Source organism: Pseudomonas sp. SL4(2022), assembly GCF_026625725.1.
Taxonomy (GTDB): Bacteria; Pseudomonadota; Gammaproteobacteria; order Pseudomonadales; family Pseudomonadaceae; genus Aquipseudomonas.
Genome location: NZ_CP113060.1, coordinates 2,216,870 through 2,242,575, shown reverse-complemented (window position 1 = coordinate 2,242,575; position 25,706 = coordinate 2,216,870). Strand labels below are relative to the sequence as shown.

Here is a 25,706-nt window from a genome sequence, read left to right as displayed (position 1 = left end):
CACTCGAGCGGCTTGCAGTACAGGAGCATAGCTTTGCGCAATATTCTGGTGATCGAAGACAGCCCACTGGTGCTGAAAATTCTCGAGCATCTGTTTCGCAAGGAAAGCGGTTTTCAGCCAATCTTCTGCGCCTCGCTCGGAGAAGCCCAGGTGATGCTGGAAACCTCGGCGGAGCTGTTCTTCGCCGCCATCGTCGACCTCAACCTGCCGGACGCCCCGGATGGTGAAATAGTCGACGTGGTGATGAGCTACCACCTGCCCTGCATCGTCCTCAGCGGCACCTATAACGAACAACGCCGCGACCAGATGTTACTCAAAGGCGTGGTCGACTATGTGCTCAAGGAAAGCCAGCATTCCTACGAATATGCCTTCCGCCTGCTGCATCGCCTGGAAAGCAACAGCACGGTCAAAATCCTTATCGCCGAAGACTCCGAGGCCACTCGCCATTACATTCGTCATGTGCTGACGCCGCACCGCTATCAAATTCTCGAAGCCTGCGACGGTGACGAAGCCCTGCGCCTGCTCAAGGAGCAACCCGACATCGACCTGCTGGTGGTTGACCACAGCATGCCCGGACTCAGCGGTTTTGAGTTGGTCAAACTGCTGCGGCAGAAGATGAAACGCCATGAGCTGATCATTCTCGGCCTGTCCGCTGACACCAAGGGCTCGCTCAGCGCCAAATTTATCAAGCACGGCGCCGATGATTTTCTGCGCAAGCCCTTCTGTCCGGAAGAGCTCAACTGCCGGGTGATGTCGACGCTGGAGCGCCGCGATCTGTTGCGCGCGCTGAAACAGGCGGCGCAGTTCGACGCCCTTACCGGCCTGAACAATCGCCGAGCGTTCTATGAACACGGCCAGCGCCTGTTTCAGCAAGCGCGCTCAGGCGGCCGCGACCTCAGTGTGGCAATGCTCGACTTGGACTTTTTCAAACGAATCAATGACGAGCACGGTCATGCCAGTGGCGATGCTGCTCTGATTGCTTTTGCCCGTGCATTTTCGACCGCCTTCCCCGACGCCATACTCGGCCGTCTGGGTGGCGAAGAGTTTGCCATGGTCAGCCAGCAGGACGCCGCAACCCTGAACGCTGCGCTTGATCAACTGCGCAACCATTGCGCCACTCTCAAGTATGCGGTGGGCGCGCCGTCACTCTCATTCAGTGCCGGCATCTACTTTGGCGCTCCGGATGACCTGGAAAGCCTGCTGCATCAGGCTGACTTGCGGCTCTATCAGGCCAAAGCCCAGGGCCGTGGATGCAACTTCTGGCAGTAGTTACAGGCCATGACGCCGAAATATCTGCGCATAGCTCCCATCGGCACGCATCGCGTCAATCGCCCTGTTGAAATCCTGAGCAATTTTCTGGTGCTGCGGATGTCGCCGACTGATCAGGATGTGCAACCCGTTCTCGCTTAAGGGCTGTGGCAGAAATTCCAGCTGATCACGAATACCGGCCAGGCTGCGATTCAAGTGAAACCGGGCAACCAGCTCATCCTCCAGGGTCAGCTGCACCCGACGCGCCTGTAACATACGCGCAGCCACTTCAAAGCCGACCACACCCACCTTGGTCAAGCGGCTGTCCTGATCGAATTCACTCGAATAGGCATAACCGCGCACCACGGCGATGCTGTAGGGATAGAGATCCGACAGCTGGTTGAACCTGATACCACTGCCCTTGCGCTGCAGAAAGCGAATGCGATTGATCAAGTAGGGCTGTGAAAAGTAGCCGAATATTGCCCGTTCATCGGTGTACCAGGCATTGATCAGCACATCGTAGATGTCCTGCTGCAACCCGCGCACTGCACGCTCCCAGGGCACCTGAGCATAGCGGGTGGTATAGCCGGCACGCTGCAATGCAGTCGTGACCAGATCAGAAGCAACACCATTGTGCGGCAACGCCTGATCATTAAATGGAGGCCAGGGATCTGCCACCAAACGCAGCGGCTGCGCAGCGTTGCCCCCCAGGGGCACCAGCAGGGCCCACTGCAGTAGGCACAGACGCCATCCATTCATCAACGCCATCCCAGCAAGAGCAGAAAGCTAAGCCTAGCCGATCACAGCCGTGAGGGACCATCAGTTAAGATGCGCGCTGTTTTGCGCACATCGTGCGCAGTTGTCGTAGAGGAACGTGCCGTGTTGACACCCCAGGTCGTGATTATCGGAGCCGGTGCTGCCGGCCTTATGTGCGCGCTGACCGCCGCGACGCGCGGGCGCCGGGTGCTGTTGCTCGATCACGCCAACAAGGCCGGCAAGAAGATCCTGATGTCCGGTGGTGGGCGCTGTAACTTCACCAATATGTACTGCGAGCCGAGCAACTTCCTCTCGGAAAACCCGCACTTCTGCAAATCCGCCCTGGCGCGGTACACCCAATGGGATTTTATCGGCCTGGTCGCCAAACATGGCGTGCCATACCACGAAAAAAAGCTCGGTCAGCTGTTTTGCGATAACAAGGCCAGCGACATCCTCGGCCTCTTGCTCAGCGAGTGCGATGAGGCAGGCGTCGAGCTGCGCCTGAATACCTCGGTCAGTGAAATCTGCAAGCTGGACAGCGGCTACCAACTGCAGACCAGCGCCGGTAGGGTGCACGGCGAATCACTCGTGATCGCCACCGGCGGCCTGTCGATTCCGACCCTCGGCGCCACTGGCTTCGGCTATCAGGTGGCCCAGCAGTTCGGCCATACCCTGCTGCCAACCCGCGCCGGCCTGGTTCCTTTCACCATCACCGACCCGCAGCTCAAAGAGCTGTGTAACGCGCTGTCCGGCACCTCGGTGGAAGACTGCGTGGTGAGCTGCAACGGGCAGAGTTTCAAGGAAAATATCCTGTTTACCCACCGCGGTTTAAGCGGCCCGGCGATTCTGCAGATTTCCTCATTCTGGCAGCCAGGCGAGGCCATCCGCATCAACCTGCTGCCACACATCGACCTGCCCGAGTGGCTGTCCGAGCAGCAACGCGAACGCCCCAACAGCGAGCTGAAAACCCTGCTTGCCGAGCTGTTTACCAAGAAGATGGCCGGCCTGCTGGCAGACAACTGGTTTGCCTCCAAACCGTTGAAACAGTACACCCACACCGAACTCAAGGCGATTGCCGGGCAGCTCGGCGACTGGCAGCTGGTACCCGCCGGCACCGAGGGCTACCGCACCGCCGAGGTCACCCTGGGTGGCGTCGATACCCGCGAAGTGTCATCGAAAACCATGGAATCGCTGAAATCACCAGGGCTGTATTTTGTCGGCGAAGTGTTGGATGTGACGGGGCACCTGGGCGGTTTCAACTTCCAGTGGGCCTGGGCTTCAGGCTATGCCGCCGCACAATTTGTCTGACCTAGGGCGCGGGGGCGGTTTCAAGCGGCGGTAACGGCTCACCTGGTAGCCACTTTTGGTGAATTGCGGCAAAGCTGCCATCGTTCTTCATGGCCTCCAGCTCCTGCTGCCAGCGACTGACCAGCACATCATCCGTTTGCTGGGAAAAGGCGATATAGCTGTCGCTGTGCATGAAATCGAAGAGCAACTGCACCTCGTCCCTCTGAATATCACCCTGAGCCAGCAGCGCGCTGATGCTCAGGTTATCCAGCACCATCAGCTTGACCCGCCCACGTTTGAGCATGCTCACCACTTGCGCCGGTCCGGTGACCGGGGTGAGGTTGTTGAAACCCTCGGCCAGCAGCCGCTGGTGACTGTACCAATCGCGCGGCACGGCAATTTCGCCGTACTCACGGGCCTCCTCGATACGGCTGATCGAGAGAAATGAACGGCGCAACGCATAAAAGCTGGTGACGTTTCGGGTAATCGGCCCTACCCACTTAAACAGCTGCTCACGCTCACGCGTGCGCATGGTGACAAACAACCCGGTGTTGGGCCGCTGCAGGGCTTCCTGATACCCACGCGCCCAGGGCACCACGCTGATCGGTGCACTCTGCCCGGAACGATGCATGATCGCTTCCACAACCTCAGTGGCCAGACCCGTTGGCTTGCCGTTCTCGCTGAAATTGATTGGTGGATATTCTTCGGTAAACAAGCGCAGCGGCTCAGCCAGTACCTGTGCAGACATGAGACTGGCAAAAAGCAGTGAGAACAATCCACGCATACGGGTGTACAACACTGCAGCTGCCTCGCGGGTTGGTGGATTTTTTCAGCTTAGTCGGCTGCGCCACTTCACACCAAACAAACGACCAAGCTGTAGCTAAATCAGGTTGAACAGGCGGTTCAGGCTGCACAGCTCACTCCGACTCCGTTAGGCTGCTGCCCGTTACCGTCATTTAAGGCCAGTCCATGCCTTCCCCCCGCCTGCCTCATACACTGCGCCGCCTCTGGGCCCAGGATAAATTCAGCTACAGCCTGCGGGTGTTTATCGCCCTCAGCGGGGCGTTGCTGCTGTGCTGGTCGCTGGGCTGGATGCATGCGCTGATCCCGCTGTTTCTCGGGGTGATCGCCAGCGCCCTGGCGGAAACCGATGACAGCTGGCAAGGCCGCGTGATCGCGCTGCTGGTCACCCTCGGCTGCTTCAGCGTAGCGGCCTATGCGGTGGAATTTCTGTTCCCCTACCCCTGGCTATTCGTCTGCGCTCTGGCGCTATCGAGCTTTGCCCTGACCATGCTCGGCGCACTCGGCGAACGCTATGCCACCCTCGGCGCGGCCACGCTGATTCTCGCGGTGTACAGCATGATCGGCGTGGAGCAGCGCGGTGGCACGGCGGGCCTCTGGCAAGAGCCGCTGCTGCTGGTAGCCGGCGCAGCCTGGTACGGCCTGCTGTCGGTGCTGTGGAATGCGCTGTTTGCCAACCAGCCGGTGCAGCACAGCCTGGCACGGCTGTTTCGCGAACTGGGCCAGTACCTCAAGCTCAAGGCCGCGCTGTTCGAACCGCTGCGTCAACTGGATGTGGAAGAGCGCCGCCTGGCCCTGGCCAAGCAGAATGGTCGGGTGGTGGCGGCGCTCAATGCGACCAAGGAAATCATCCTGCACCGGGTCGGCAATGGCCGGCCGGGGCCGAAAGTCAGCCGCTACCTGAAACTGTACTTTCTCGCCCAGGACATTCATGAACGCGCCAGCTCCTCGCACTACCCCTATAACGAGCTGGCCGAAGCCTTCTTTCACAGCGACGTGCTGTTCCGCTGCCAACGCCTGCTGCGCCTGCATGGCGAAGCCTGTCAGCGCCTGGCCCAGGCCATCGAGCTGCGCCAGCCATTTGAATACCGAGAGCTCTGCCGCCAGGCGCTCGACGATTTGCACGACTCCCTCGAACACCTGCGCGTGCAGAGCAACCCGGCCTGGCGTCACCTGCTGCGCTCGCTCGGCGCCCTGGCCGGCAACCTGCGCAGCCTGGATGCCCTGCTGGGCAACGCCAGCAACCCCGATGCCCTGGCCGAAGAACAGGACAGCAGCCTGCTCGACCGTGAGCCGCAGTCGCTCAGGGATGTCTGGGAACGCCTGCGCCTGCAACTGACGCCAACCTCGCTGCTGTTCCGCCACGCCCTGCGCCTGTCACTGGCACTGGCGGCCGGTTACGGCATGCTGCACTGGATTCACCCGACCCAGGGCTACTGGATACTCCTAACCACGCTGTTTGTCTGCCAACCGAACTACGGCGCGACCCGGCTCAAGCTGGTGCAGCGCATCAGCGGCACCGTGCTCGGCCTGCTACTCGGCTGGGCGCTGTTTGACCTGTTCCCCAATCCGCTGGTGCAGGCGCTGTTTGCGGTAGTCGCCGGGGTGGTGTTCTTTGCCCTGCGCAGCAGCCGCTACACCCTGGCCACGGCGGCCATCACCCTGCTGGTGCTGTTCTGCTTCAATCAGGTCGGCGATGGCTATGGGCTGTTTATTCCAAGGTTGGTCGACACCCTGCTCGGTAGCCTGATCGCCGGCCTGGCGGTGCTGCTGATTCTGCCGGACTGGCAGGGTCGTCGCCTGAATCATCTACTGGCCAGCACCCTGAGCTGCAACAGCCGTTACCTGCAGCAGATCATCGCCCAATATGCCAGCGGCAAGCGTGACGACCTGGCCTACCGGCTGGCCCGACGCAATGCGCACAACGCCGACGCCACACTCTCGACCACCCTGGGCAATATGCTGATGGAGCCGGGGCACTTTCGTAAGGAGGCCGATATCGGCTTCCGCTTTCTGGTGCTCTCGCACACCCTCCTGAGCTACCTCTCGGGCCTGGGCGCGCACCGTGGTGAAACCAGCCTGAGCGGCAGCGACAACCCGCTGCTGGCCAGCGCCAGCCAGTTGGCCACCAGCCTGGAAGAAATTGCCAGCTGCCTCAACGAAGAGCGCCCGGTGGCCATCCACAGTGACGCCGAAGAGCAATTGGCGGCCGCGCTTGAACGACTCAGCGACGACCTGGATGATCCACAACGTCTGGTGCAAACCCAACTGGCGCTGATCTGCCGCCAACTTGGGCCGCTGCGCACCCTCGCCGCTCACCTGCTCAAACCTCGCCGGTAACGCTCATGCACAAACAGCTATTGCAGCAACAAGTCATCGCCCGCCTTGAACAGGACATGCAACAGGCCGAACACGCCGCGATGACCGCCTACGAAACGGCGACCCATGAAGAAAATATCGCGGAAAACAAATACGACACCCTGGGTCTGGAAGCCTCCTATCTCGCTACCGGGCAGGCACGCCGTGCAGCCGCCATCCGTCAGACGCTGGCCAACTGGAAACAGTTGGTCGTGCGCGCCTTTGACCCGCAACTGGGCATCCAGCTCGGCGCGCTGATTGAACTGAGTGACGACGAAGACCGACGCCAATGCCTGCTCCTCGGTCCGGACGGCGCGTCGATGAAACTGCAGCAGGACGGCCGCACGGTGCAGGTCATCGGTCCCCAGTCACCGCTGGGGCACAGCCTGCTCGGCAAACAGGTTGGCGACGAAGTGACCCTGCGTCTGGCCAGTGGCGTGCAGCTACTGGAAATTGTGCGGGTCGGTTAAGGAATATCCACCTGCCAGTCGGCAGCCAACTGCGCCAGCCGGCCCTGCTCGATCATCTGCTGCAGAGCCCGGTCGAACGCCTCACGCAAAGGCAGGTAACGCTCATCACGGGGAAAGGCGAAGTAGCCGTCCTGCAGGTCGATCGGCGTTTCAAGTTGTTCGAGTTTGTCAGCCAGCCCCAACGCCAAAAGCACCGGCTGGGTATTGCGCTGATTGCTGGCCAGCAGATCCAGACGGCCGGCACCAAGCATCTTCAGGCCATTCTCGACCCTTTCCACGGTGACCAACTCGAGCTGCTCGCGCCGGCTGTCGAAACGCTCCCCATAGACCCAAGCACGTACCACCCCGATGCGCCGACCGAGCAACTGCTTATAGTCGCCGTGCCAGCGCAATACGCTGCCGCGTTGGCGGTAGAAGACGATGTGGTCGCGGTAAAAAGGCCGAGCGGAGAAGGCGAAGAGTTGCTCACGCGCGGCGTTCTTGTAGGGTCCGATAAGGATATCGCCCTCACCGCGCGCCACCATGTGCTGCGCACGAGCCCAGGGATACAGCTCGAAACGGACCTGATAGCCCAACGGCTCCAGCGCCTGGCGCAAGACACTGGTGGCGAGACCGCTATAGCCGCTGCCATGCTGCTCGAACACACCGGGAAAATTGCTGCCGACGGCTAACAACTCGCGTGCCGCCAGTGGCGCGATCAGCAGCACGCAGCAACATGCCATCGACAGCCTGCGCAGAAAGTTCGAACACATGAGGGAGCGGCCTCTACCATGGGATGGCGGTATCTGCCAGCCTAGCAGGTCAGTCCGCCACGCAAGCCGAGTACGCACCGTCATGCAACTGTTTGCGCATCTGTCGGTCGACTAAAGAGCTATCAGCCGATAGCCCTGAGGGGAGAGCGTCATGCAAGCCAATGTTCAAGAGCTCGAAACACTGTTTCAACAACTGGGGCTCGAGCATGACCAGATCAGCATCGACCTCTTTATCAAGCGCCACTCACCCTTGCCGGAAGACTGCCGACTGGCCGATGCGCCGTTCTGGGACACAGCCCAGGCTGATTTTCTTCGTCAACAGTTTTTAGCCGACGCTGAATGGGCCGACGTGGTGGATCAGCTCAACCTACTGCTGCGGGGCTGACAGCTCATCGGGCGCACCAGGCAGCTCGCGCCAGGTCAGGTACACCCGCAGGTCGAACTCCAGCTGGTGATAGCCGGGCAGCATGTACTCACACAGCTTGTAGAAGGCTTTGTTGTGCTCAGCCTCTTTCAGGTGCGCCAGCTCGTGCACCACGATCATCTGCAAAAACTCCGGTGCGGCGTCCTTGAACAGCGAGGCCACGCGGATTTCCTTCTTCGCCTTGAGCTTGCCACCCTGCACCCGCGAAATCGCTGTGTGCAGGCCGAGGGCCCGATGGGTCAGGTCGAGGCGATTGTCGTAGAGCACTTTGTCGATGGCCGGGGCATTGCGCAGGTGCTCCTGCTTAAGCCCCTGAATATAGGCGTATAACGCCTTGTCGCTTTGAATCGCGTGCTTGCCGCTGTAGGAACGGGCCAGGTAATCCCCCAGACGTTGCTCGGCAATCAGCTGGCGAATCTTGTCTTGCAACTGGGCTGGGTAGCCTTGCAGGTATTTGAGCGGGGTCATCATCTCAGCAACAGAACAGCAGAAAGACCGGCAGTGTAACGCCAGCTGAGGGCTACACGCAGGCCTAACCGTTCTGCACCACACTGGCAGGGCGGGCAACAGCCTGCTGGCGTAGGTAGAAATGGCTTGCGGCGAGCAGCGAAAGGGCATTGATCAGAGTCATGAACAGTCCAATACCGGCAAGTGTGCCGCGCCCCAGGTCATCCAGGCAGAACACCAACAACACGGCGGTTATCAGAGCCTGAACAAAGCGCCAGTAACGAAACGCCTTGGAGTAACTCGCTGCCACCAGCCAACAACTGATCACCGGCGCGATAAAGATACCGACCACCAGCAAGTCCGTTACCGCCAGACGAATACGCCCGCCCGACAGCAGCATCAACAGCGCCACGAATGTCAGGGCGGCATACAACAGGTTGCAGGCCAGGTACAGCCGATAGCCCGACGGACGGCTGGGCAACTCAGCCGCCGGATGGGCCGCGGGTGGCGCATAGGGATTGAACTCATCCATGAGGCATGGCCTTTAAAATAGCGGCCGATTGTCCGACCAACGCACAGCGGCCGCAAACAAGCGTCAGCGAGCAGGCACCACGCGCAGCAAACGCCCTTCGGCGCTGTCGGTCAGCAGGTACAGGGCACCGTCCGGGCCGCTGCGCACATCACGGATACGCTCGCCCAGTTCTTCGAACAGCACGTCCTGCCCGGCCAGCTTACCGTCCTGCACACGAATACGACGCACGCTGCGCTCAGCCAGGGTCGAGGCAAACAGATCGCCCTGCCACTCGGGGAACAGTGCACCGCGGTACTGGGTCAGGCTCGACGGTGCGACCGATGGCGTCCAGTGCAGCAAGGGCTGCTGCAGGCCCGGCAGCTCGGTGTACGGCGAAATCTGCGCACCGGTGTAGTCAATGCCATAGGTGATCAACGGCCAACCGTAGTTGTTGCCGGGTTTGATCAGGTTCAGCTCGTCGCCACCACGTGGGCCATGTTCGTGGCTGTACAGGCGCTGCAACTGGTCGTCATAGACGATGCCCTGCACGTTGCGGTGACCCAGGCTGTAGATCTCCGCCGCCGCACCAGCCTGGCCCACCAGCGGGTTGTCCTTGGGAATGCTGCCATCGCGATTGAGGCGCACGATCTTGCCGAGGTGGTTGCTCGGGTCCTGGGCCTGCTCGCGCCAGTCGAAGCCATCCCCCAGGGTCAGCACCAGGCTGTTGTCTGGCAGCCAGGCCATGCGCCCGCCGTAATGCGCAGCACCGGACTTGGCCGGCTGCGCGGTAAACAGCACCTGCACATCCTGCAGCTGACCATCGACCAGCCGCGCCTTGCTCAGGCGGGTGTTGTTGGCCTGGGAGGTACCGTAGGCATAGCTCAGGTAAAGCTGCTGATTACTGGAAAATTCAGGGTCAAGCAGCACTTCCATCAGCCCGGCTTGGGCGGCGACAAACCCCTCGGGCACTCCGCTGACAGGTTGCGGATTAAGGCTGCCGTCCTGCTCGATGATGCGCAGGCGACCGACTCGTTCGGTCACCAGCATGCGGCCATCCGGCAGAAAGGCCAGGGACCAGGGATGCTCCAGGCCTTCGGTCACGGTTTCGATGCGGTAATCCATGGCGTGCACCAGGCTGCTGCCAAGCAGGCCAAGCAACAACAGGGCGCGGGACGTATTCAGCATGATTCGGGCCTTTTGTTCGCAGAGGGATCTATCAGGATTGCGTCGGCGATGAGCGCTGCACCAGCCCAGCATATAACAGCGTGCCCAGGCTGCCGCAGGCCATCAGCCCGAGGGTTCCAGCCAGGCTACGGTTGGCGCCAATCAGCGTTGGCATCGGTAGCAGTGCATTGGCCAGCGTCATCGCCGCCAGCACCGCCAACGCCCCAGCCAGGGCAAACAACAGCCAACGCCCACGTGGCCAACTGCGCGTCAGCAGGCTGGCGGCGGGCAGGGCAAAGACGAAGCCGAGCAGCACCAGCACCGCGAAGGCCGGGCTGAAACCGAGCAGATCCAGGCCGGTGGTCTGCAGCCTTATGCTCAGCGACATCGGCGCGCCGAGGGCCTGCAGGTTGGCCAGGTTGAACTGGGTCTGCAACACACTGCCCAGCGCGCTCGCCAGCAGCACGGCAAACAGGAAGTACAGCAGGGTGCGGAGTTTGCTTGGCATGTGGGCGAGTATCCAGAAGCGGGGGTGCGCCGAGTATGGACCAGCCGGTACATCGGCATACAGTGGGTGTTTTACATGGTTTTTCCACGCACACGGATGGGCGATAGGCGCAGGCACCGCGCTGTAGCAGAATGGCGGCAACCATCCTGCCAACAACAACTCACACAAGAACCGCACGATGAAAAAAGCCATGTTCTTTGGTGCGCTGCCCCTCGCGCTCCTTGCCGTAGTATTCAGCCTCGGTCCCGTACCGCCAGTCGATACCCCACTGACGCCTGCCCAGCTGCCCGCAGACCTTGAGCGCTACCTGAGCGAAAGTGAAGCGCGCCACCCTGGCATCACGCCCGGTGCGGAAAAGACCATCGTCTGGGCTCATCCGGACAAGCGCCAGACCAACCTGGCGATCATCTACCTGCATGGTTACTCAGCCACTCGCCAGGAAACCGCGCCGCTCAGCGATCAACTGGCCCGGCAACTGGGCGCCAACCTGTTCTACACCCGCCTGAGCGGCCATGGCCGCTCAGGCGCAGCGATGGCCGAGGCCAGTGTGCACGACTGGCTGCAGGACAGCCAGGAAGCCCTGCAGATCGGTCAGCGCTTGGGTAAACAGGTGCTGGTGATCGGCACCTCGACCGGCGCCACCCTGGCCACCTGGCTGGCCTTGCAGGGCGATAACCCGCAGGTGCTGGCTTACGTCATGGTGTCGCCCAACTTTGCCCCCAAAGACCCGGCCGCCACCGTGCTGACCTGGCCTTGGGCCAGTCATTTCGTGCCCTTGCTGCTGGGCCCGGAACACCACTGGCAACCGCGCAACGCCGAACAGGCGCGCTACTGGAGCCATCGCTATCCGGTACAGGCGCTGCTGCCGATGATGGCGCTGGTGAAATACGTGCGTGAACAGCCACTGGAGCAGATCCGCGCGCCGATTCTCACGCTCTATTCGCAGGATGATCAGGTGGTCAGCGCCACCGCCATCGAAGCGGCCTTTGCCCGCTTTGGCTCAGCGCACAAGCAACTGGTCGCCCTCACGGACACCCAGGACCCGTCACACCATGTGCTGGCCGGCGACATCCTCTCGCCGCAGGACACACCACGGGTGCAGGCGGCGATTCTGGCGTTTCTCGCCGCGCTGCCTACTCAAAACGACACAACGCCGCAGTAAAGGCGCAAGGCTGATCCGCCAGGTAGCTGCGGTAAATCTGCAACAGCTGCTCCACCGTCAGCCGACACGCCTGCGCTCGGCATTGCCCGTTAAACGCAAACGCACTGTGCTCGGCCTCGGCCAGACGAAGATAGAGCGCCGGCCAATCACTGCCCGGTGCATCGGCCGGGGTAAACAACAGGCGCCCTTCACGCTGCACCAGCGGCGCGCCGGCGGCGGCGTAGTCGTAGACAAACAGCAGCGTGCGTGCGGTCTTGGTCGTGCACTCGGCGCGGGTGGCGCACTGCTGCGGATCGCTCGCCACCACCACGTTAACGGGCGGCCCGCTCACTGGTGGCTGATGGGCACAGCCGGCCAATGCAGCGAGTACACCGAACAGCCCGATCAACCTCGTCATAGATACCTCCCAGATAACGACTCTGTAGCTATTGCACGCGATGAGGCACCAAGTCGTAGGTTGCTGTTGAGCGCAGCGAAGCCCAACAAGTAGCGGCCGGTCTCGTTGGGCTTCGTCGCGTTGTTCCTCAACCCAACCTACCCAGCGCATGCACCACAACACGGGGGCATAGCCAACAAAAAGCCCCGCATCGGCGGGGCTTTCAGTGCAGCAACAGGCTTAGTTGACCTTGGCGGCCAGCTCACCCTTGGCATAACGCTGGAACATGCCTTCGAGGGAGATCGGTTTGATCTTCGAGGCATTGCCGGCGGTGCCGAAGGCTTCGTAACGGGCGATGCAGATGTCGCGCATGGCGGTGACGGTGGCACCGAAGAACTTGCGCGGGTCGAACTCGCTCGGGTTCTCGGCCATCAGGCGGCGCATGGCACCGGTGGACGCCAGACGCAGGTCAGTGTCGATGTTGACCTTGCGCACGCCGTACTTGATGCCTTCGACGATTTCTTCAACCGGCACGCCGTAGGTTTCTTTGATGTCGCCGCCGTACTGGTTGATGATCGCCAGCCACTCTTGCGGCACCGACGAGGAACCGTGCATCACCAGGTGGGTGTTGGGGATGCGCTTGTGGATTTCCTTGATGCGGTCGATGGCGAGGATGTCACCGGTTGGCGGCTTGGTGAACTTGTACGCGCCGTGGCTGGTGCCGATGGCGATGGCCAGGGCATCGACCTGAGTGCGCTTGACGAAGTCAGCGGCTTCTTCCGGGTCGGTCAGCATCTGGCTGTGATCGAGCACGCCTTCCGCGCCAACGCCGTCTTCTTCGCCGGCCATGCCGGTTTCCAGGCTGCCCAGGCAACCCAACTCACCTTCCACCGACACGCCGCAGGCGTGGGCAAAGGCAACGGTCTGCTGGGTGACACGCACGTTGTAGTCGTAGTCGGCCGGGGTCTTGCCGTCTTCTTTCAGCGAACCGTCCATCATCACCGAGCTGAAGCCCAGTTGGATCGAGCGCTGGCAGACGTCCGGGCTGGTGCCGTGGTCCTGGTGCATGCACACCGGGATGTGCGGGAATTCTTCAATCGCGGCCAGGATCAGGTGGCGCAGAAACGGCGCACCGGCGTATTTGCGCGCACCGGCGGAGGCCTGAACGATCACCGGGGAATCGGTCTTGTCGGCCGCTTCCATGATCGCGCGCATCTGCTCGAGGTTATTGACGTTGAAGGCCGGCACGCCGTAGCCGAATTCGGCGGCGTGGTCGAGCATCTGGCGCATGCTGATAAGTGCCATGGTGTTCTTTCTCCCGGTGGGGCTCGTTAATCATTCAAGCCTGCCGCAGGGGCAGGCGCTATTCAAGTCATTCAGACCGGGGTGAACCCGGCCTGTATTCAAATCGTGCTCAGGGTGCCTTACAACCGCGACCGATCAGGTCGTCGTTGGCTGTCCAGTACACCAGCCCTTCTTCACCCTTGGTGTGGAAAGACAGCAGACCATCGCTGTACAGCACCCCGGAGCCGGACGGCTCCTCAGTCAGGCGGTAAACGATATCGCTGCCGCCGAGGCGCACGTCAACCGATGCCTGGCTGCTATCGGCAAAGCGCCACAGCACTTCGGTTTGGCTGTCGCATACCCAGCGCGTCCAGCTATCAGACGGTGCAGGTTGGCTGGCGCAAGCGCCAAGCAAACTGAGCAACGCTAGTACAGTGCTGCGCTTGAGCATCGCAAAAGGCTCCCTGATGAGACTGATCATGCGTTGGCGCGCGCTTCGAGTACGGCCACGGCCGGCAGCACCTTGCCCTCAACAAATTCGAGGAACGCACCGCCGCCGGTGGAAATGTAGGAGATATTCGCCGCCACGCCGTACTTGTCGATGGCCGCCAGGGTATCGCCACCGCCAGCAATGGAGAACGCCGAGCTTTCCGCGATGGCCAGGGCCAGGGCCTTGGTGCCATTGCCGAACTGGTCAAATTCGAACACGCCGACCGGGCCGTTCCAGAGAATGGTGCTGGAGGCTTTAAGCATCTCGGCAAACATGGCCGCCGTCTGCGGGCCGATGTCGAGGATCATGTCGTCTTCGGCCACATCAGCCACCGCTTTAACGGTCGCTTCGGCATCTTCAGCAAAGGCCTTGGCCACCACCACATCAACCGGCAGCGGCACGCTGACTTTGGCGGCAATGGCTTTGGCCGTGTCGACCAAGTCGGCTTCATACAGGGATTTGCCCACCGGCAGACCGGCAGCGGCGAGGAAGGTGTTGGCGATACCGCCGCCGACGATCAGCGAGTCGCAGATATCGGCCAGGGAGTTGAGCACGTCCAGCTTGGTCGAGACCTTGGAGCCGGCCACAATGGCCAGCATCGGACGGGCCGGCGCACCCAGAGCCTTGCCCAGCGCATCCAGTTCAGCCGCCAGCAACGGGCCGGCGCAGGCCACCTTGGCAAACTTGGCCACGCCATGGGTCGAGCCTTCGGCGCGGTGGGCGGTGCCGAAAGCGTCCATGACGAACACATCGCACAGCGCCGCATATTGCTGGGCCAGCTCATCGGCGTTTTTCTTCTCGCCTTTGTTGAAGCGCACGTTCTCAAACAGCACGATCTCGCCAGCCTTGAGTTCAACGCCGCCGAGGTAGTCCTTGACCAGCGGTACGTCGCGGCCCAGGGCCTTGCTCAGGTAGGCCGCAACCGGCGCCAGGCTGTTTTCTTCGCTGAATTCACCTTCGGTCGGACGACCCAGGTGTGAGCAGACCATGACCGCAGCGCCCTTCTCCAGCGCCAGTTTGATGGTCGGCAGGGAGGCGAGGATGCGCGCGTCGCTCTTCACCACGCCGTCTTTTACCGGCACGTTGAGGTCTTCGCGGATCAGCACGCGCTTACCGGCGAGGTCGAGGTCGGTCATCTTCAGAACGGTCATATATCAGTCCTTCACGGGGGCTGGAGTAGTCAGGGAAAGAAAATGTTCGGCGACATCGAGCATGCGGTTGGCAAACCCCCACTCGTTGTCGAACCAGGCCAGCAGGTTAACCAGACGCGGCCCGGAGACGCGGGTCTGGCTGCCATCGACAATCGCCGAGTGCGGGTCGTGGTTAAAGTCGCAACTGGCGTGCGGCAGTTCGGTGTAGGCCAGCAAGCCCTTGAGCGGGCCGTTTAACGAGGCTTCACGCAGCACGGCATTGATCTCGGCGGCCGAGGTGTCGCGGGCAGTCTGCAGGGTGATGTCCAGGCAGGAGACGTTCACCGTCGGCACGCGCATGGCCTTGGCCTGAATGCGCCCGGCCAACTCCGGCAGCAGGCGTTCGATCCCGCGCGCCAACCCGGTGGACACCGGAATCACCGACTGAAAGGCCGAGCGCGTGCGGCGCAGGTCTTCGTGGTGGTAGGCGTCAATCACCGGCTGATCGTTCATCGCCGAGTGGATGGTGGTGATCGATACATACTCGATACCCACCGTCTCGTTGAGCAATTTGAGCAGCGGCACGCCGCAATTGGTGGTGCAGGAGGCGTTCGACACCAGCCGCTCGCGGCCAGTCAAGTTGCTCTGATTAACCCCGAACACCACCGTGGCGTCGATATCCGCCTCGCTGGCCATCGGCTGCGAGAGCAGCACGCGCGGCGCACCCGCCTCGATAAAACGCTGCGCCTCGCCACGGCTGGTGTATTGACCGGAACACTCGAGCAACAGGTCGATGCCCAGCGCCGCCCAGTCAACACCTTCCGGCGTGGCCTGCCGCAGCACTTTGACGCAATCGCCATTGATGTGCAGGCAATCACCGTCGACCTGCACCTCGCCGGGGAAGCGGCCATGGGTGGAGTCGAAACGCGTCAGGTATTCGATGCTGGCCTGATCGGCCAGGTCATTCAGCGCCACGATTTCCAGTTGCGCCCCGTCGCCACGCTCATGCAACGCACGCAGCACGCAGCGGCCGATGCGGCCGTAACCGTTGAGGGCGATTCGATAGGGACGCTTGGACATCGGGTCTCTCGGCTGAACGTAGGGTGGATCGTGCTTCATCGATCCACCGGCGGTGTAACGGTGGATGAAAAGACGTTCATCCACCCTACGGCGTCGTTCTCACTCAGGCGTCGAGCAGGTCGGCAGCGGTTTCCAGGATGTTTTCGACGGTAAAGCCGAACTCCTCGAACAACTGCGCCGCCGGGGCCGACTCACCGAAGGTGGTCATGCCGATGATGCGGCCTTCCAGACCGACGTACTTGTACCAGTAGTCGGCATGCGAAGCTTCGATGGCGATGCGTGCGCTGACTTGCAGCGGCAGCACGGCCTGCTTGTAGCCGGCGTCCTGCTGGTCGAAGACGCTGGTCGACGGCATCGACACCACGCGCACCGAACGGCCTGCGGCGGTCAGTTTGTCGTAGGCGGCAACGGCCAGGCCGATTTCCGAACCGGTGGCGATCAGGATCAGCTCCGGCTCACCGGCACAGTCTTTGAGCACGTAACCGCCACGTTCAATATCACTAAGCTGCTGGGCATCACGCGACTGGTGCGGCAGGTTCTGCCGGCTGAAGATCAGCGCGCTTGGGCCGTCAGCACGCTCGATGGCGTACTTCCACGCCACCGCCGACTCCACGGCATCGCAGGGACGCCAGGTGTCGAGATTCGGTGTACCGCGCAGGCTGGCCAGCTGCTCGATTGGCTGGTGAGTCGGGCCGTCTTCGCCCAGGCCAATGGAGTCGTGGGTGAACACATACAGCACGCGCTGTTTCATCAACGCCGACATGCGCACCGCGTTACGTGCGTACTCCATAAAGATCAGGAAGGTCGCGCCGTAGGGCACAAAGCCGCCATGCAGGGCCACGCCGTTCATGATCGCGCTCATGCCGAACTCGCGCACACCGTAGAACATGTAGTTGCCGGAGGCGTCGTCAGCCGACACACCTTTGCAGCCTTTCCACAGCGTGAGGTTGGAGCCGGCCAGGTCAGCCGAACCACCGAGGAATTCCGGCAACAGCGGGCCGAAGGCGTTCAGCGCGTTCTGGCTGGCCTTGCGGCTGGCGATGGTTTCGCCTTTGTCGGCGACTTCTTGAATGTAAGCAGCCGCTTTGGCGGCGAAGTCTGCCGGCAACTCACCGCTTATACGGCGTTTGAATTCGCTGGCCAGTTCCGGGTAAGCCGCGGCGTAGGCCGCGAAACGTTGATCCCACTCGGCCTCGGCCTTGGCGCCGGCCGCTTTGGCGTCCCATTCGGCATAGATATCAGCCGGAATCTCAAACGGGCCATGGTTCCAGCCGAGGGTGGCGCGGGTCAGGGCGATTTCATCGAGGCCCAGCGGTGCACCGTGGCACTCTTCCTTGCCGCCTTTATTTGGCGAGCCAAAACCGATGGTGGTTTTGCAGCAGATCAGGGTCGGACGTTCGTGCTCGGCACGGGCGGTTTCGATGGCGGTTTTGATTTCTTCGGCATCGTGACCGTCAACGTTGCGAATCACCTGCCAGCCGTAGGCTTCAAAGCGCTTGGGCGTGTCATCGGTGAACCAGCCTTCGACTTCGCCGTCGATGGAGATGCCATTGTCGTCGTAGAACGCGACCAGTTTGCCCAGACCCAGAGTGCCAGCCAGCGAGCAGACTTCATGGCTGATGCCTTCCATCATGCAGCCGTCGCCGAGGAAGGCGTAGGTGAAGTGGTCAACGATCTGGTGGCCGTCACGGTTGAACTGCGCGCCCAGCACCTTCTCGGCAATGGCGAAACCGACGGCGTTGGCGATGCCCTGCCCCAGCGGGCCGGTGGTGGTTTCCACGCCCGGGGTGTAGCCGTATTCCGGGTGACCTGGGGTTTTGCTGTGCAGTTGACGGAAGTTTTTCAGGTCGTCGATCGACAGGTCGTAGCCGGTCAGGTGCAGCAGCGAATAAATCAGCATCGAGCCGTGGCCGTTAGACAGCACAAAGCGGTCACGGTCGGCGAATTTCGGGTTGCTCGGGTTGTGCTTGAGGAAGTCACGCCACAGGACTTCGGCGATATCCGCCATGCCCATCGGGGCACCGGGGTGGCCGCTGTTGGCTTTCTGCACGGCATCCATGCTGAGGGCACGAATGGCATTGGCTCGCTCACGACGGCTGGGCATCACTGAATCTCCTGCGGGGGCTGCTTGAGCAACTGAGGGTCGAAAAAGGCGGCCATTTTCGCCCAGCCACGCCATGGGGGCAATCACAGATGGTCGTTAAGCCCCCGACAATCAGCAATTAGCCCCGGCAAAGCGGCTCAAAGCGGCTTTTGCGCCGCCAGACAAGGCGCGCGAAACAGCTCGCCATGCCACAAGCCCTGCAGCGTGCGACGCATGACCAGCAGCCAGACCAGTGCCAGCTTGGCCGCCAGCAGCACACCCACCCAGGTAAAGAACGCCAAGCCCGTCATGTGCTGCAGGGCAAAGGTGGCCAAGGTGAACACGCCCAGCGGGAAGGTGAACCCCCACCAGCCCAGATTGAAGGGCAGCTCGCGGCGCATGTAATGCTGGGTGAACAGGCTGGCCGCGACCAACCACCACAGCCCCGCGCCCCACAGCGCCAGCCCGCCGACCAGGCCCAGTTGCTGCGCCATTTCGGCGGCACCCTGCAACGCAGTGCCTTGCCAGGCGTGCGGTGCAGCCTGCCCCAGGCTGATCAAGCCCAGGCAGCCGGTGGCCAGCGGCCCCAGCGGCAACCAACTGCTGGCGGCAAAGTCCATGTCCGGTAATTTGTGCAGGGCCAGGCGCAACAACACCAGGGCGATCAGGGCGAAGGCCAGGCTCAGCGATAACCCCCACAGCACATAGCCCAGGCTCAACAGCAGTTGCGCCGCCTCAGCCCTCACGTGCGGAGCCAATGCCGCCGCACCGCTGGCCACCACTTCGGGTGCGACAATCGGCAGCAGCCAGACCCCGGTGAGGGTTTCCAGCACATGTTTCTGCCGGGTAAACATCAAATACGGCACACCGAGTGCCGCGCCCATCGCCAACACCAGCGCCAGCCACCACAAGCCATGGGCCAGCATCACCACGGGCGCGCCATAAACAGGCGCAGCGAACAGCAGCATGCCGTTGATCACCTGCACCAGCCCCATGGGTATGGCCCCCAGAAACATCGACTGCACCGGGTGATCGAGCATCGGCCACAGGGTGTCGCGAAACAGCAGCAAGCGCGCAGCAAACAGCACACTGAACAGGCCAAACAGCAGTACAGTCAGGCACCACAGGCCTTCGGCCAACAGCATTTGCCCGGGAAATGACAGCGGCATCTTGGCCACCACCTGGGCCAGCACGCCGGTGCCCATGGTCATGGCGAACCAGTTGGGCGTGAACTGGCGGACAAAGGCCAGCGGCTCATGCAAACGGGTAAAGGGGCGCAACATCACGGCATTCCTCACAAACGATCGCGATTGGCGATCCATGACTGGGAGGTTAGGCACAGCCGTGCTATAGGTAAAATACATATAAAAGATACAAGGCATACCTTCTATTTATGAATCTGCATCACCTCAAGGTGTTCCTCGCCATCGCTCAGACCGGCAGCATCAGTGCCGGAGCCGCCCGCCTGTTTATCAGCCAACCAGCCGTGACCCGCGAAATCCGCGAGCTGGAAGCACGCCTGCGCCTGCCGCTGTTTGACCGACAAAGCCGGGGCGTGACCCTGACCGCCGCCGGGCAACGCCTGCTGCCCTATGCCGAGCGCATCTTCGCCCTGGAGCAAGCCGCCGAGCGCGACCTGCAGGCGTTTGCCAACCTCGACTGTGGCGAACTGCATTTGGGGGCTAGCGCCACCCTGGGCAGCTACCTGCTGCCGGCGCTGATCGCGGACTTTCATCAGCAGCATCCCGAATTGCACGTGAGCCTGCAGATCGACAACACCGCCGCCTGCCTGCAGCAACTGGAACGCAACACCATCACCCTGGCCTTTATCGAAGGCCCGTTCGACCCGGAACAGGTCAACCACCGCCACCTCGGCACTGACGCTTTGCTGCCCGTGGCCAGCCCCCGCCATCCACTGGCCCGGCAAACCAGTGTCAGCCCTGAAGAACTGGCCAGCGCGGCGCTGCTGATCCGCGAGCACGGCTCCGGCACCCGCGCCAGCCTTGAGCAGGCCTATCAGGCATTGGGGCTCACGCCACGGATCACCATGGCCTTGGGCAATAGCGAAGCCCTGAAACGCAGCCTGCTTGCCGGTCAGGCCGTGGCCTGGATTTCCGAGTTGGCCTTGCAGGATGAATTGCGCAGCGGGCAACTCTGCAGACTGCCCGTCAGCGGCCTGCCGATCAGCCGCGATCTGCATGCCGTCTGGCGGCGCGAACACAGCCTGAGCCCGGCGGCCGCCGCCCTGCTGGAACAAGTGACCAACGCCCTCACAGCCAGCAAGGGCAATATCAAAACTTTTTGATATTGCCCTTGCTGGATAAAAAGTGTCTGACTAGACTGCCCATCCTATGAATATGCGCGCGCCACACTTGGCCTTCGAGCCCGTCGATGCCCTCACCGCCCTGTGCAAGGCCGGCGGCGACGCACTGCGCCTGAACATCCTGCGCGCGCTGGCCAACGACTCGTTCGGCGTACTGGAGTTGGCGCAGATTTTTGCCACCGGCCAATCCGGCATCAGCCATCACCTCAAGGTGCTTGCCCAGGCCGGGTTGGTGGCCACACGCCGTGAAGGCAATGCAATCTTCTACCGCCGCGCCCTGGCCCAGAGCGAACAACTGGGCAGCCGCTTGCACGCCGCCTTGTTAGATGAAGTGGATCAATTGTCGCTGCCTGATGACGCGCAACAACGCATCGCCGCCGTGCACAGCCAACGCGCAGCGACCAGCCAGGCCTTTTTCGCCCGCAGCGCAGCCAGTTTCCAGGCCCAGCAAGACCTGATCGCCGGCCTGCCGCAGTACCGCGACAGCCTGCTGGCCCTGCTCGACTCACTGGGTTTTGCCCGCGACGCCAACGCCGTGGAAATCGGCCCCGGTGACGGCAGTTTTTTGCCCGCCTTGGCGCAGCGCTTCACCCACGTGCTGGCCCTGGACAACAGCACAGCGATGCTGGCGTTGGCGCAACAGCGCTGCCACAGCGACGGCCTGGACAATGTTCACCTGCTGTTGGCCGATGCCCTGCAGGATGACTACCCCGCCGCCGATTGCCTGGTACTGAACATGGTGCTGCACCATTTCGCCGCCCCAGCCGAAGCCCTCAAGCAACTGGCCCTGCGTGTGAAACCGGGCGGCAGCTTGCTGATTACCGAACTGTGCAGCCACAACCAAAGCTGGGCCCGCGAAGCCTGTGGCGATCTGTGGCTGGGCTTTGAGCAGGACGACTTGGCCCGCTGGGCCGCAGCAGCCGGGCTGGACAACGGCGAAAGCCTCTACGTGGGGCTGCGCAACGGCTTTCAAATTCAGGTGCGGCACTTTACCAAACCGTCGATAACTTACGGCCTCCGGGCTGCAACCACCGGTCACCAACAGGAACCTGCACGATGAGCGAATACGCCCTCTTTACCTCCGAGTCCGTCTCCGAAGGCCATCCCGACAAAATCGCCGACCAGATTTCCGACGCGGTGCTGGACGCCATCATCGCCAAGGACAAACACGCCCGCGTGGCCGTGGAAACCCTGGTCAAGACCGGTGTGGCCATCGTCGCCGGTGAAGTCACCACCAGCGCCTGGGTCGACCTCGAGCAGATCGTCCGTGACGTCATCTGTGACATCGGCTACACCAGCAGCGACGTGGGTTTCGACGGTGCCACCTGCGGCGTGCTGAACATCATTGGCAAGCAGTCCCCGGACATCAACCAGGGCGTTGACCGCGCCAAGCCGGAAGATCAGGGTGCAGGCGACCAGGGCCTGATGTTCGGCTACGCCAGCAACGAAACCGACGTGCTGATGCCGGCACCGATCTGCTTCAGCCACCGCCTGGTTGAGCGTCAGGCCGAGGCACGTAAATCCGGCCTGCTGCCATGGCTGCGTCCGGATGCGAAATCGCAAGTCACCTGCCGCTACGAAAACGGCCAGGTGGTCGGTATCGACGCCGTGGTGCTGTCCACCCAGCACAACCCGGAAGTGAAGTACGAAGACCTGCGCGAAGGCGTGATGGAGCTGATCGTCAAGCACGTGCTGCCGGCTGAACTGCTGCACAAAGACACCCAGTTCCACATCAACCCGACCGGCCAGTTCATCATCGGCGGCCCGGTGGGCGACTGCGGCCTGACCGGGCGCAAGATCATCGTCGACAGCTACGGCGGCATGGCCCGTCACGGTGGCGGCGCGTTCTCCGGTAAAGACCCATCCAAGGTTGACCGCTCGGCTGCCTACGCCGGTCGTTACGTGGCCAAGAACATCGTGGCTGCCGGCCTGGCTGAGCGTTGCGAAATCCAGGTGTCCTACGCCATCGGCGTAGCCCAACCGACCTCGATCTCGATCAACACCTTCGGCACCAACACAGTGGCGGACGACGTGATCATCAAGCTGGTGCGCGAAGTCTTCGACCTGCGCCCCTACGCCATCACCAAAATGCTCGACCTGCTGCACCCGATGTACCGGGACACCGCCGCCTACGGCCACTTCGGTCGCACCCCTGCGCAGAAGACGGTCGGCGACGACAGCTTCACCACCTTCACCTGGGAAAAAACCGACAAGGCCGCCGACCTGCGCGCCGCTGCCGGCCTGTAAGCCCAACGCGATACCTGAAGCCCCGCCCTGTGCGGGGCTTTTTCTTGCCAGCGAAACGAGAAAATCCGTCTAGGCTGAATGGGCGATCTGCCGAGCAAGGATGCTCACGATGAACACCCACATTGCCTGTCTACTGCTGCTCAGCACCCCCTTATGGGCCGCCTGCCCCGACTGGCCCGCCAGCCGCGCCGAACGCGAACTCATGGCCCTGAGCCAACAGCTGACCGAGTGGGACGATGCCTACCATCGCCAGGGGCAAAGCCCGGTCGCCGACGAGCTGTATGACCAGGCCAGCAGCACCCTGCAGCACTGGCGCAGCTGCTTCCCCGAGACCCGCAGCGCGACGGTTAACCCACTGGCCAGTAGCGCCGGCCCGCAACCGCACCCCGTGGCCCACACCGGCCTGCGTAAGCTACTGGACAAGCGTGCAGTCGCGCGCTGGATGGCTAACCGGGAAGAGCTGTGGGTTCAACCAAAGGTCGATGGCGTGGCCGTCAGCCTGGTGTATCAGCAGGGGCGCCTGCAGCAGCTAATCAGCCGCGGCGATGGCCGCCAGGGGCAGGACTGGACCCACCTGGCCCACCAGCTACCGGCGATTCCTGCTGAGTTACCCTCGGCGCTGAACCTCACCCTGCAAGGCGAGTTGTACTGGCGCATGCCGGCACATATCCAGCATAAACAGGGCAGCCAGGGCGCGCGCAGCAAGGTGGCAGGCCTAATGAATCGGCAAGCACTGAGCGACGAGGATGCCGCGGGCATCGGCCTGTTTGTCTGGGATTGGCCCGATGGCCCAGCCAGCATGCTAGAGCGCCTGCAACAGCTGAGTGCGCTGGGTTTCACCGACAGCGCCACGTTCAGCAAGCCCCTTCGCAGCGTGGCCGACGCCAGCCACTGGCGCGAGCAGTGGTACCGTAACGCCCTGCCCTTCGCCACCGATGGCGTTGTGCTGCGTCAGGGCCAGCGCCCGCCTGCTGCACGCTGGCAAGCGGAGCCGCCACATTGGGCAGTGGCCTGGAAACACCCCGCCAGCCAGGCCCTGGCTGTGGTGCAAGCGGTGGACTTTCGTATCGGCCGCAGCGGTCGCATCACTCCGGTGCTGCGCGTGCAGCCGGTAAAGCTGAATGATCGGCACATCGAATACGTCAGTGCCAACTCCCTGCAACGCTGGCAGGCACTGGACATTCGCCCTGGTGATCAGGTGGTAATTCGCCTCTCCGGGCTGACCATCCCGGTACTCGACAGCGTGCTCTGGCAAACCCAGGAACGCGCCGTCCTGCAGGTGCCGGATGCGCGCGCCTACCACGCCCTGAGCTGCTGGCAGGCCAGCGCCGGCTGCGCCAGCCAGTTCCGTGCACGCCTGGCCTGGCTCAGCGGCAAGCAGGGTTTAGCCCTGCCGGGGGTCGGCCCCGGCACATGGGAAAAGCTGCTGCAGGCGGGAATGATCAACGGCCTGCTCGACTGGCTGGATCTGTCCACCGAGCAGTTGAGTCGCGTACCCGGTCTCGGGGCACGCAGCGCAGCGACCTTGCAGCAGAGTTTTCAATTGGCCCGCCAACGTCCGCAGCAAGCCTGGCTCCGCGCCCTCGGGGTTCCGTCTCAGGTGCCATTAAACGCGGACTGGGACAGTTTGGCGCGGCGTAGCACCGCCGACTGGCAGCGCCAGCCCGGCATCGGCCCGCAACGCGCGGCTCAGCTAGAAGCCTTCTTCCGACACCCTGAGGTTCGGGCGCTGCAGGCACATTTACGAGCCGCGCAGCTTGCCGGACTCTAGAGGCGTCTCAGAACGCGCGAAACTCTTCATGGCAGGCTTTACAGCTGTCTTCAACACGCTGCATTGGCGCGACCAGCGCGTCGGGCTTTAAAGGCTTTGCCGCCGTCGCGGCGACCAGCGCAGCGGTGCTGGTTTCCATGGTGCGAGCCAGTTCCTGAAAACGCGCCTGGCGCTGCCAGACATCATCCTTGGCACGGCTTTCCTCATCGTCATCACGCACCTGCGGAAAGTGCTGCCACGGCGTGCGGGTCAGCTGATCGAGCTTGGCAGCGCCTTCAACAAATGCCTGTTCCTTGAACGCCAATCGCCCGCGCAGCATGCCACCAAGATCTTCGCTGACCTTGAGCATCTGCTTGAAAATGCTCTGACGCTGGCCTTGCGGTGAATTGGGATCGACACCGCCGCAGCCACTCAGGGCCAGCGCCAGTACGACCAGAGACAGGGTTTTACGCTTCATAACACCTTCAATGCCAACAACCGGGTGGATAACGGGCGACAGTATCGCCACCCAGTACCCACCGGCCAAGCGTGGTGTTTTGCCGCACAGCGCAGAGGCTTCAGGCCGAAACGACAAACAGACTGATGATCAAGCCCATGTTGACGAACCACACCAGCGAACGCACCGGTGCCCAGTCCGCCAGGTAACAGATGAAATACAGCACGCGGCTGGCCACGAAGGCCATTGCCAGCTGATCGATCAGGGCTTGTTCGGCGCCACCGGCCAAGTGGGCAATGATCACCGCCGCCGAAAAGGCCGGGGTCACTTCAAAACTGTTGAGCTGCGCATTGTTCGCACGCCGCCCCAGGCCGGTCAGGCTGTTCAACAACGCCCGCGGATCATGGTTGTGTTTGGGGCTGAAACCACCGCTGACGGCTTTGGCAGTGGCAGTCGAGAGGTACGGCAGGAACAGTGCGATCAGGACACACCAGTAAGCAATTGTCATGGAACATCTCCATTGGAATGAGGTTATGAGCATGGTCGCGCTTACCCATCAGTGTCGATGGCATTCACGCAGAAAAAACCTGGCAAAAAA

At 62.2% G+C, this 25,706-nt stretch carries 26 protein-coding genes; 10 read left to right on the top strand and 16 right to left on the bottom strand.

The window, feature by feature from the left end:
* Positions 1–33 precede the first annotated feature (33 nt).
* On the top strand, positions 34–1,269 hold the full coding sequence (locus tag OU997_RS10665) for a diguanylate cyclase domain-containing protein (RefSeq protein WP_267806502.1): 1,236 nt from the start codon (positions 34–36) through the stop codon (positions 1,267–1,269).
* Here the strand turns inward: OU997_RS10665 and OU997_RS10660 are convergent, their stop codons facing one another.
* Positions 1,270–2,016, bottom strand: a complete 747-nt coding sequence (locus OU997_RS10660; protein ID WP_371920615.1) for a substrate-binding periplasmic protein — start codon at positions 2,014–2,016, stop codon at positions 1,270–1,272.
* A 111-nt stretch (positions 2,017–2,127) separates the two neighbouring features.
* Here OU997_RS10660 and OU997_RS10655 point away from each other — a divergent pair, with 111 nt between their 5' ends.
* Positions 2,128–3,312 carry an NAD(P)/FAD-dependent oxidoreductase gene (locus tag OU997_RS10655; RefSeq protein ID WP_108485905.1) on the top strand — a complete coding sequence of 395 codons (1,185 nt, stop codon included), beginning with the start codon at positions 2,128–2,130 and terminating at the stop codon, positions 3,310–3,312.
* Position 3,313: 1 nt separating this feature from the next.
* Here the strand turns inward: OU997_RS10655 and OU997_RS10650 are convergent, their stop codons facing one another.
* Positions 3,314–4,039, bottom strand: a complete 726-nt coding sequence (locus OU997_RS10650; RefSeq protein ID WP_267806501.1) for a substrate-binding periplasmic protein — start codon at positions 4,037–4,039, stop codon at positions 3,314–3,316.
* Positions 4,040–4,260: 221 nt separating this feature from the next.
* Between OU997_RS10650 and yccS the strand changes: the two genes are divergently transcribed.
* A complete protein-coding gene (gene yccS, locus OU997_RS10645) occupies positions 4,261–6,432 on the top strand; it encodes a YccS family putative transporter (RefSeq protein ID WP_267806500.1) in 2,172 nt (723 codons plus the stop codon).
* Positions 6,433–6,437: 5 nt separating this feature from the next.
* A complete protein-coding gene (locus OU997_RS10640; protein WP_267806499.1) occupies positions 6,438–6,920 on the top strand; it encodes a GreA/GreB family elongation factor in 483 nt (160 codons plus the stop codon).
* Here the strand turns inward: OU997_RS10640 and OU997_RS10635 are convergent.
* A complete protein-coding gene (locus OU997_RS10635; RefSeq protein WP_267806497.1) occupies positions 6,917–7,627 on the bottom strand; it encodes a substrate-binding periplasmic protein in 711 nt (236 codons plus the stop codon). The two genes, OU997_RS10640 and OU997_RS10635, sit on opposite strands and share 4 nt — an antisense overlap.
* 196 nt (positions 7,628–7,823) lie before the next feature.
* Here OU997_RS10635 and OU997_RS10630 point away from each other — a divergent pair, with 196 nt between their 5' ends.
* On the top strand, positions 7,824–8,057 hold the full coding sequence (locus tag OU997_RS10630; protein ID WP_108485910.1) for a DUF2789 family protein: 234 nt from the start codon (positions 7,824–7,826) through the stop codon (positions 8,055–8,057).
* On the opposite strand, the gene OU997_RS10625 is transcribed toward OU997_RS10630, so the two are convergent.
* The 4 genes from OU997_RS10625 to OU997_RS10610 form a co-directional block, all read right to left on the bottom strand.
* Positions 8,040–8,564, bottom strand: coding sequence for a YgjP-like metallopeptidase domain-containing protein (locus tag OU997_RS10625; RefSeq protein WP_108485911.1), 525 nt, complete (start codon positions 8,562–8,564; stop codon positions 8,040–8,042). The genes OU997_RS10630 and OU997_RS10625 overlap by 18 nt on opposite strands.
* 64 nt (positions 8,565–8,628) lie before the next feature.
* Positions 8,629–9,075, bottom strand: a complete 447-nt coding sequence (locus OU997_RS10620) for a hypothetical protein (protein ID WP_108485912.1) — start codon at positions 9,073–9,075, stop codon at positions 8,629–8,631.
* A gap of 63 nt (positions 9,076–9,138) precedes the next feature.
* Positions 9,139–10,239 (bottom strand): PQQ-dependent sugar dehydrogenase, encoded by a 1,101-nt coding sequence (locus OU997_RS10615; protein ID WP_108485913.1) that lies wholly within the window; start codon positions 10,237–10,239, stop codon positions 9,139–9,141.
* A gap of 31 nt (positions 10,240–10,270) precedes the next feature.
* Positions 10,271–10,726, bottom strand: a complete 456-nt coding sequence (locus OU997_RS10610) for a hypothetical protein (RefSeq protein ID WP_267806495.1) — start codon at positions 10,724–10,726, stop codon at positions 10,271–10,273.
* 178 nt (positions 10,727–10,904) lie between these two features.
* On the opposite strand from OU997_RS10610, the gene OU997_RS10605 reads away from it, so the two are divergent.
* A complete protein-coding gene (locus OU997_RS10605; protein WP_267806493.1) occupies positions 10,905–11,888 on the top strand; it encodes an alpha/beta hydrolase in 984 nt (327 codons plus the stop codon).
* Here OU997_RS10605 and OU997_RS10600 read toward each other — a convergent pair.
* The 7 genes from OU997_RS10600 to OU997_RS10570 form a co-directional block, all read right to left on the bottom strand.
* Complete coding sequence (locus tag OU997_RS10600) at positions 11,860–12,285, bottom strand: hypothetical protein (protein ID WP_108485916.1); 426 nt, start codon at positions 12,283–12,285, stop codon at positions 11,860–11,862. The two genes, OU997_RS10605 and OU997_RS10600, sit on opposite strands and share 29 nt — an antisense overlap.
* Positions 12,286–12,504: 219 nt before the next feature.
* Positions 12,505–13,569: a class II fructose-bisphosphate aldolase gene (gene fba / locus OU997_RS10595; RefSeq protein ID WP_090250017.1), complete on the bottom strand. Its 1,065-nt coding sequence runs from the start codon at positions 13,567–13,569 to the stop codon at positions 12,505–12,507.
* Between the two features lie 109 nt (positions 13,570–13,678).
* Entirely contained in the window at positions 13,679–13,999 is a 321-nt protein-coding gene (locus OU997_RS10590) for an MliC family protein (RefSeq protein WP_267806487.1), read from the bottom strand.
* Positions 14,000–14,025: 26 nt separating this feature from the next.
* Complete coding sequence (locus OU997_RS10585; protein ID WP_267806485.1) at positions 14,026–15,189, bottom strand: phosphoglycerate kinase; 1,164 nt, start codon at positions 15,187–15,189, stop codon at positions 14,026–14,028.
* 3 nt (positions 15,190–15,192) lie between these two features.
* Positions 15,193–16,248 (bottom strand): erythrose-4-phosphate dehydrogenase, encoded by a 1,056-nt coding sequence (epd, locus tag OU997_RS10580; protein ID WP_267806484.1) that lies wholly within the window; start codon positions 16,246–16,248, stop codon positions 15,193–15,195.
* 103 nt (positions 16,249–16,351) lie between these two features.
* Entirely contained in the window at positions 16,352–18,352 is a 2,001-nt protein-coding gene (tkt, locus tag OU997_RS10575; protein ID WP_267806483.1) for a transketolase, read from the bottom strand.
* A gap of 137 nt (positions 18,353–18,489) precedes the next feature.
* Positions 18,490–19,614, bottom strand: a complete 1,125-nt coding sequence (locus OU997_RS10570) for a TDT family transporter (RefSeq protein ID WP_267806482.1) — start codon at positions 19,612–19,614, stop codon at positions 18,490–18,492.
* Positions 19,615–19,724: 110 nt separating this feature from the next.
* On the opposite strand from OU997_RS10570, the gene OU997_RS10565 reads away from it, so the two are divergent.
* The 4 genes from OU997_RS10565 (at position 19,725) to ligB (ending at position 24,672) form a co-directional block, all read left to right on the top strand.
* The gene (locus OU997_RS10565) at positions 19,725–20,636 is read left to right on the top strand and encodes a LysR family transcriptional regulator (protein WP_108485923.1); all 912 of its coding nucleotides are present in this window, start codon (positions 19,725–19,727) and stop codon (positions 20,634–20,636) included.
* 46 nt (positions 20,637–20,682) lie between these two features.
* The gene (locus tag OU997_RS10560; protein ID WP_108485924.1) at positions 20,683–21,714 is read left to right on the top strand and encodes an ArsR/SmtB family transcription factor; all 1,032 of its coding nucleotides are present in this window, start codon (positions 20,683–20,685) and stop codon (positions 21,712–21,714) included.
* Entirely contained in the window at positions 21,711–22,901 is a 1,191-nt protein-coding gene (gene metK / locus OU997_RS10555; protein ID WP_108485925.1) for a methionine adenosyltransferase, read from the top strand. The genes OU997_RS10560 and metK overlap by 4 nt, the downstream gene beginning before the upstream one ends.
* Before the next feature lie 109 nt (positions 22,902–23,010).
* On the top strand, positions 23,011–24,672 hold the full coding sequence (gene ligB, locus OU997_RS10550) for an NAD-dependent DNA ligase LigB (protein WP_256582918.1): 1,662 nt from the start codon (positions 23,011–23,013) through the stop codon (positions 24,670–24,672).
* A 7-nt stretch (positions 24,673–24,679) separates the two neighbouring features.
* Here ligB and OU997_RS10545 read toward each other — a convergent pair whose 3' ends face one another.
* Both OU997_RS10545 and OU997_RS10540 read right to left on the bottom strand, forming a co-directional pair.
* Positions 24,680–25,129: a c-type cytochrome gene (locus OU997_RS10545; protein WP_108485927.1), complete on the bottom strand. Its 450-nt coding sequence runs from the start codon at positions 25,127–25,129 to the stop codon at positions 24,680–24,682.
* Between the two features lie 100 nt (positions 25,130–25,229).
* The gene (locus tag OU997_RS10540; protein ID WP_108485928.1) at positions 25,230–25,616 is read right to left on the bottom strand and encodes an MAPEG family protein; all 387 of its coding nucleotides are present in this window, start codon (positions 25,614–25,616) and stop codon (positions 25,230–25,232) included.
* Between the last annotated feature and the right edge of the window lie 90 nt (positions 25,617–25,706).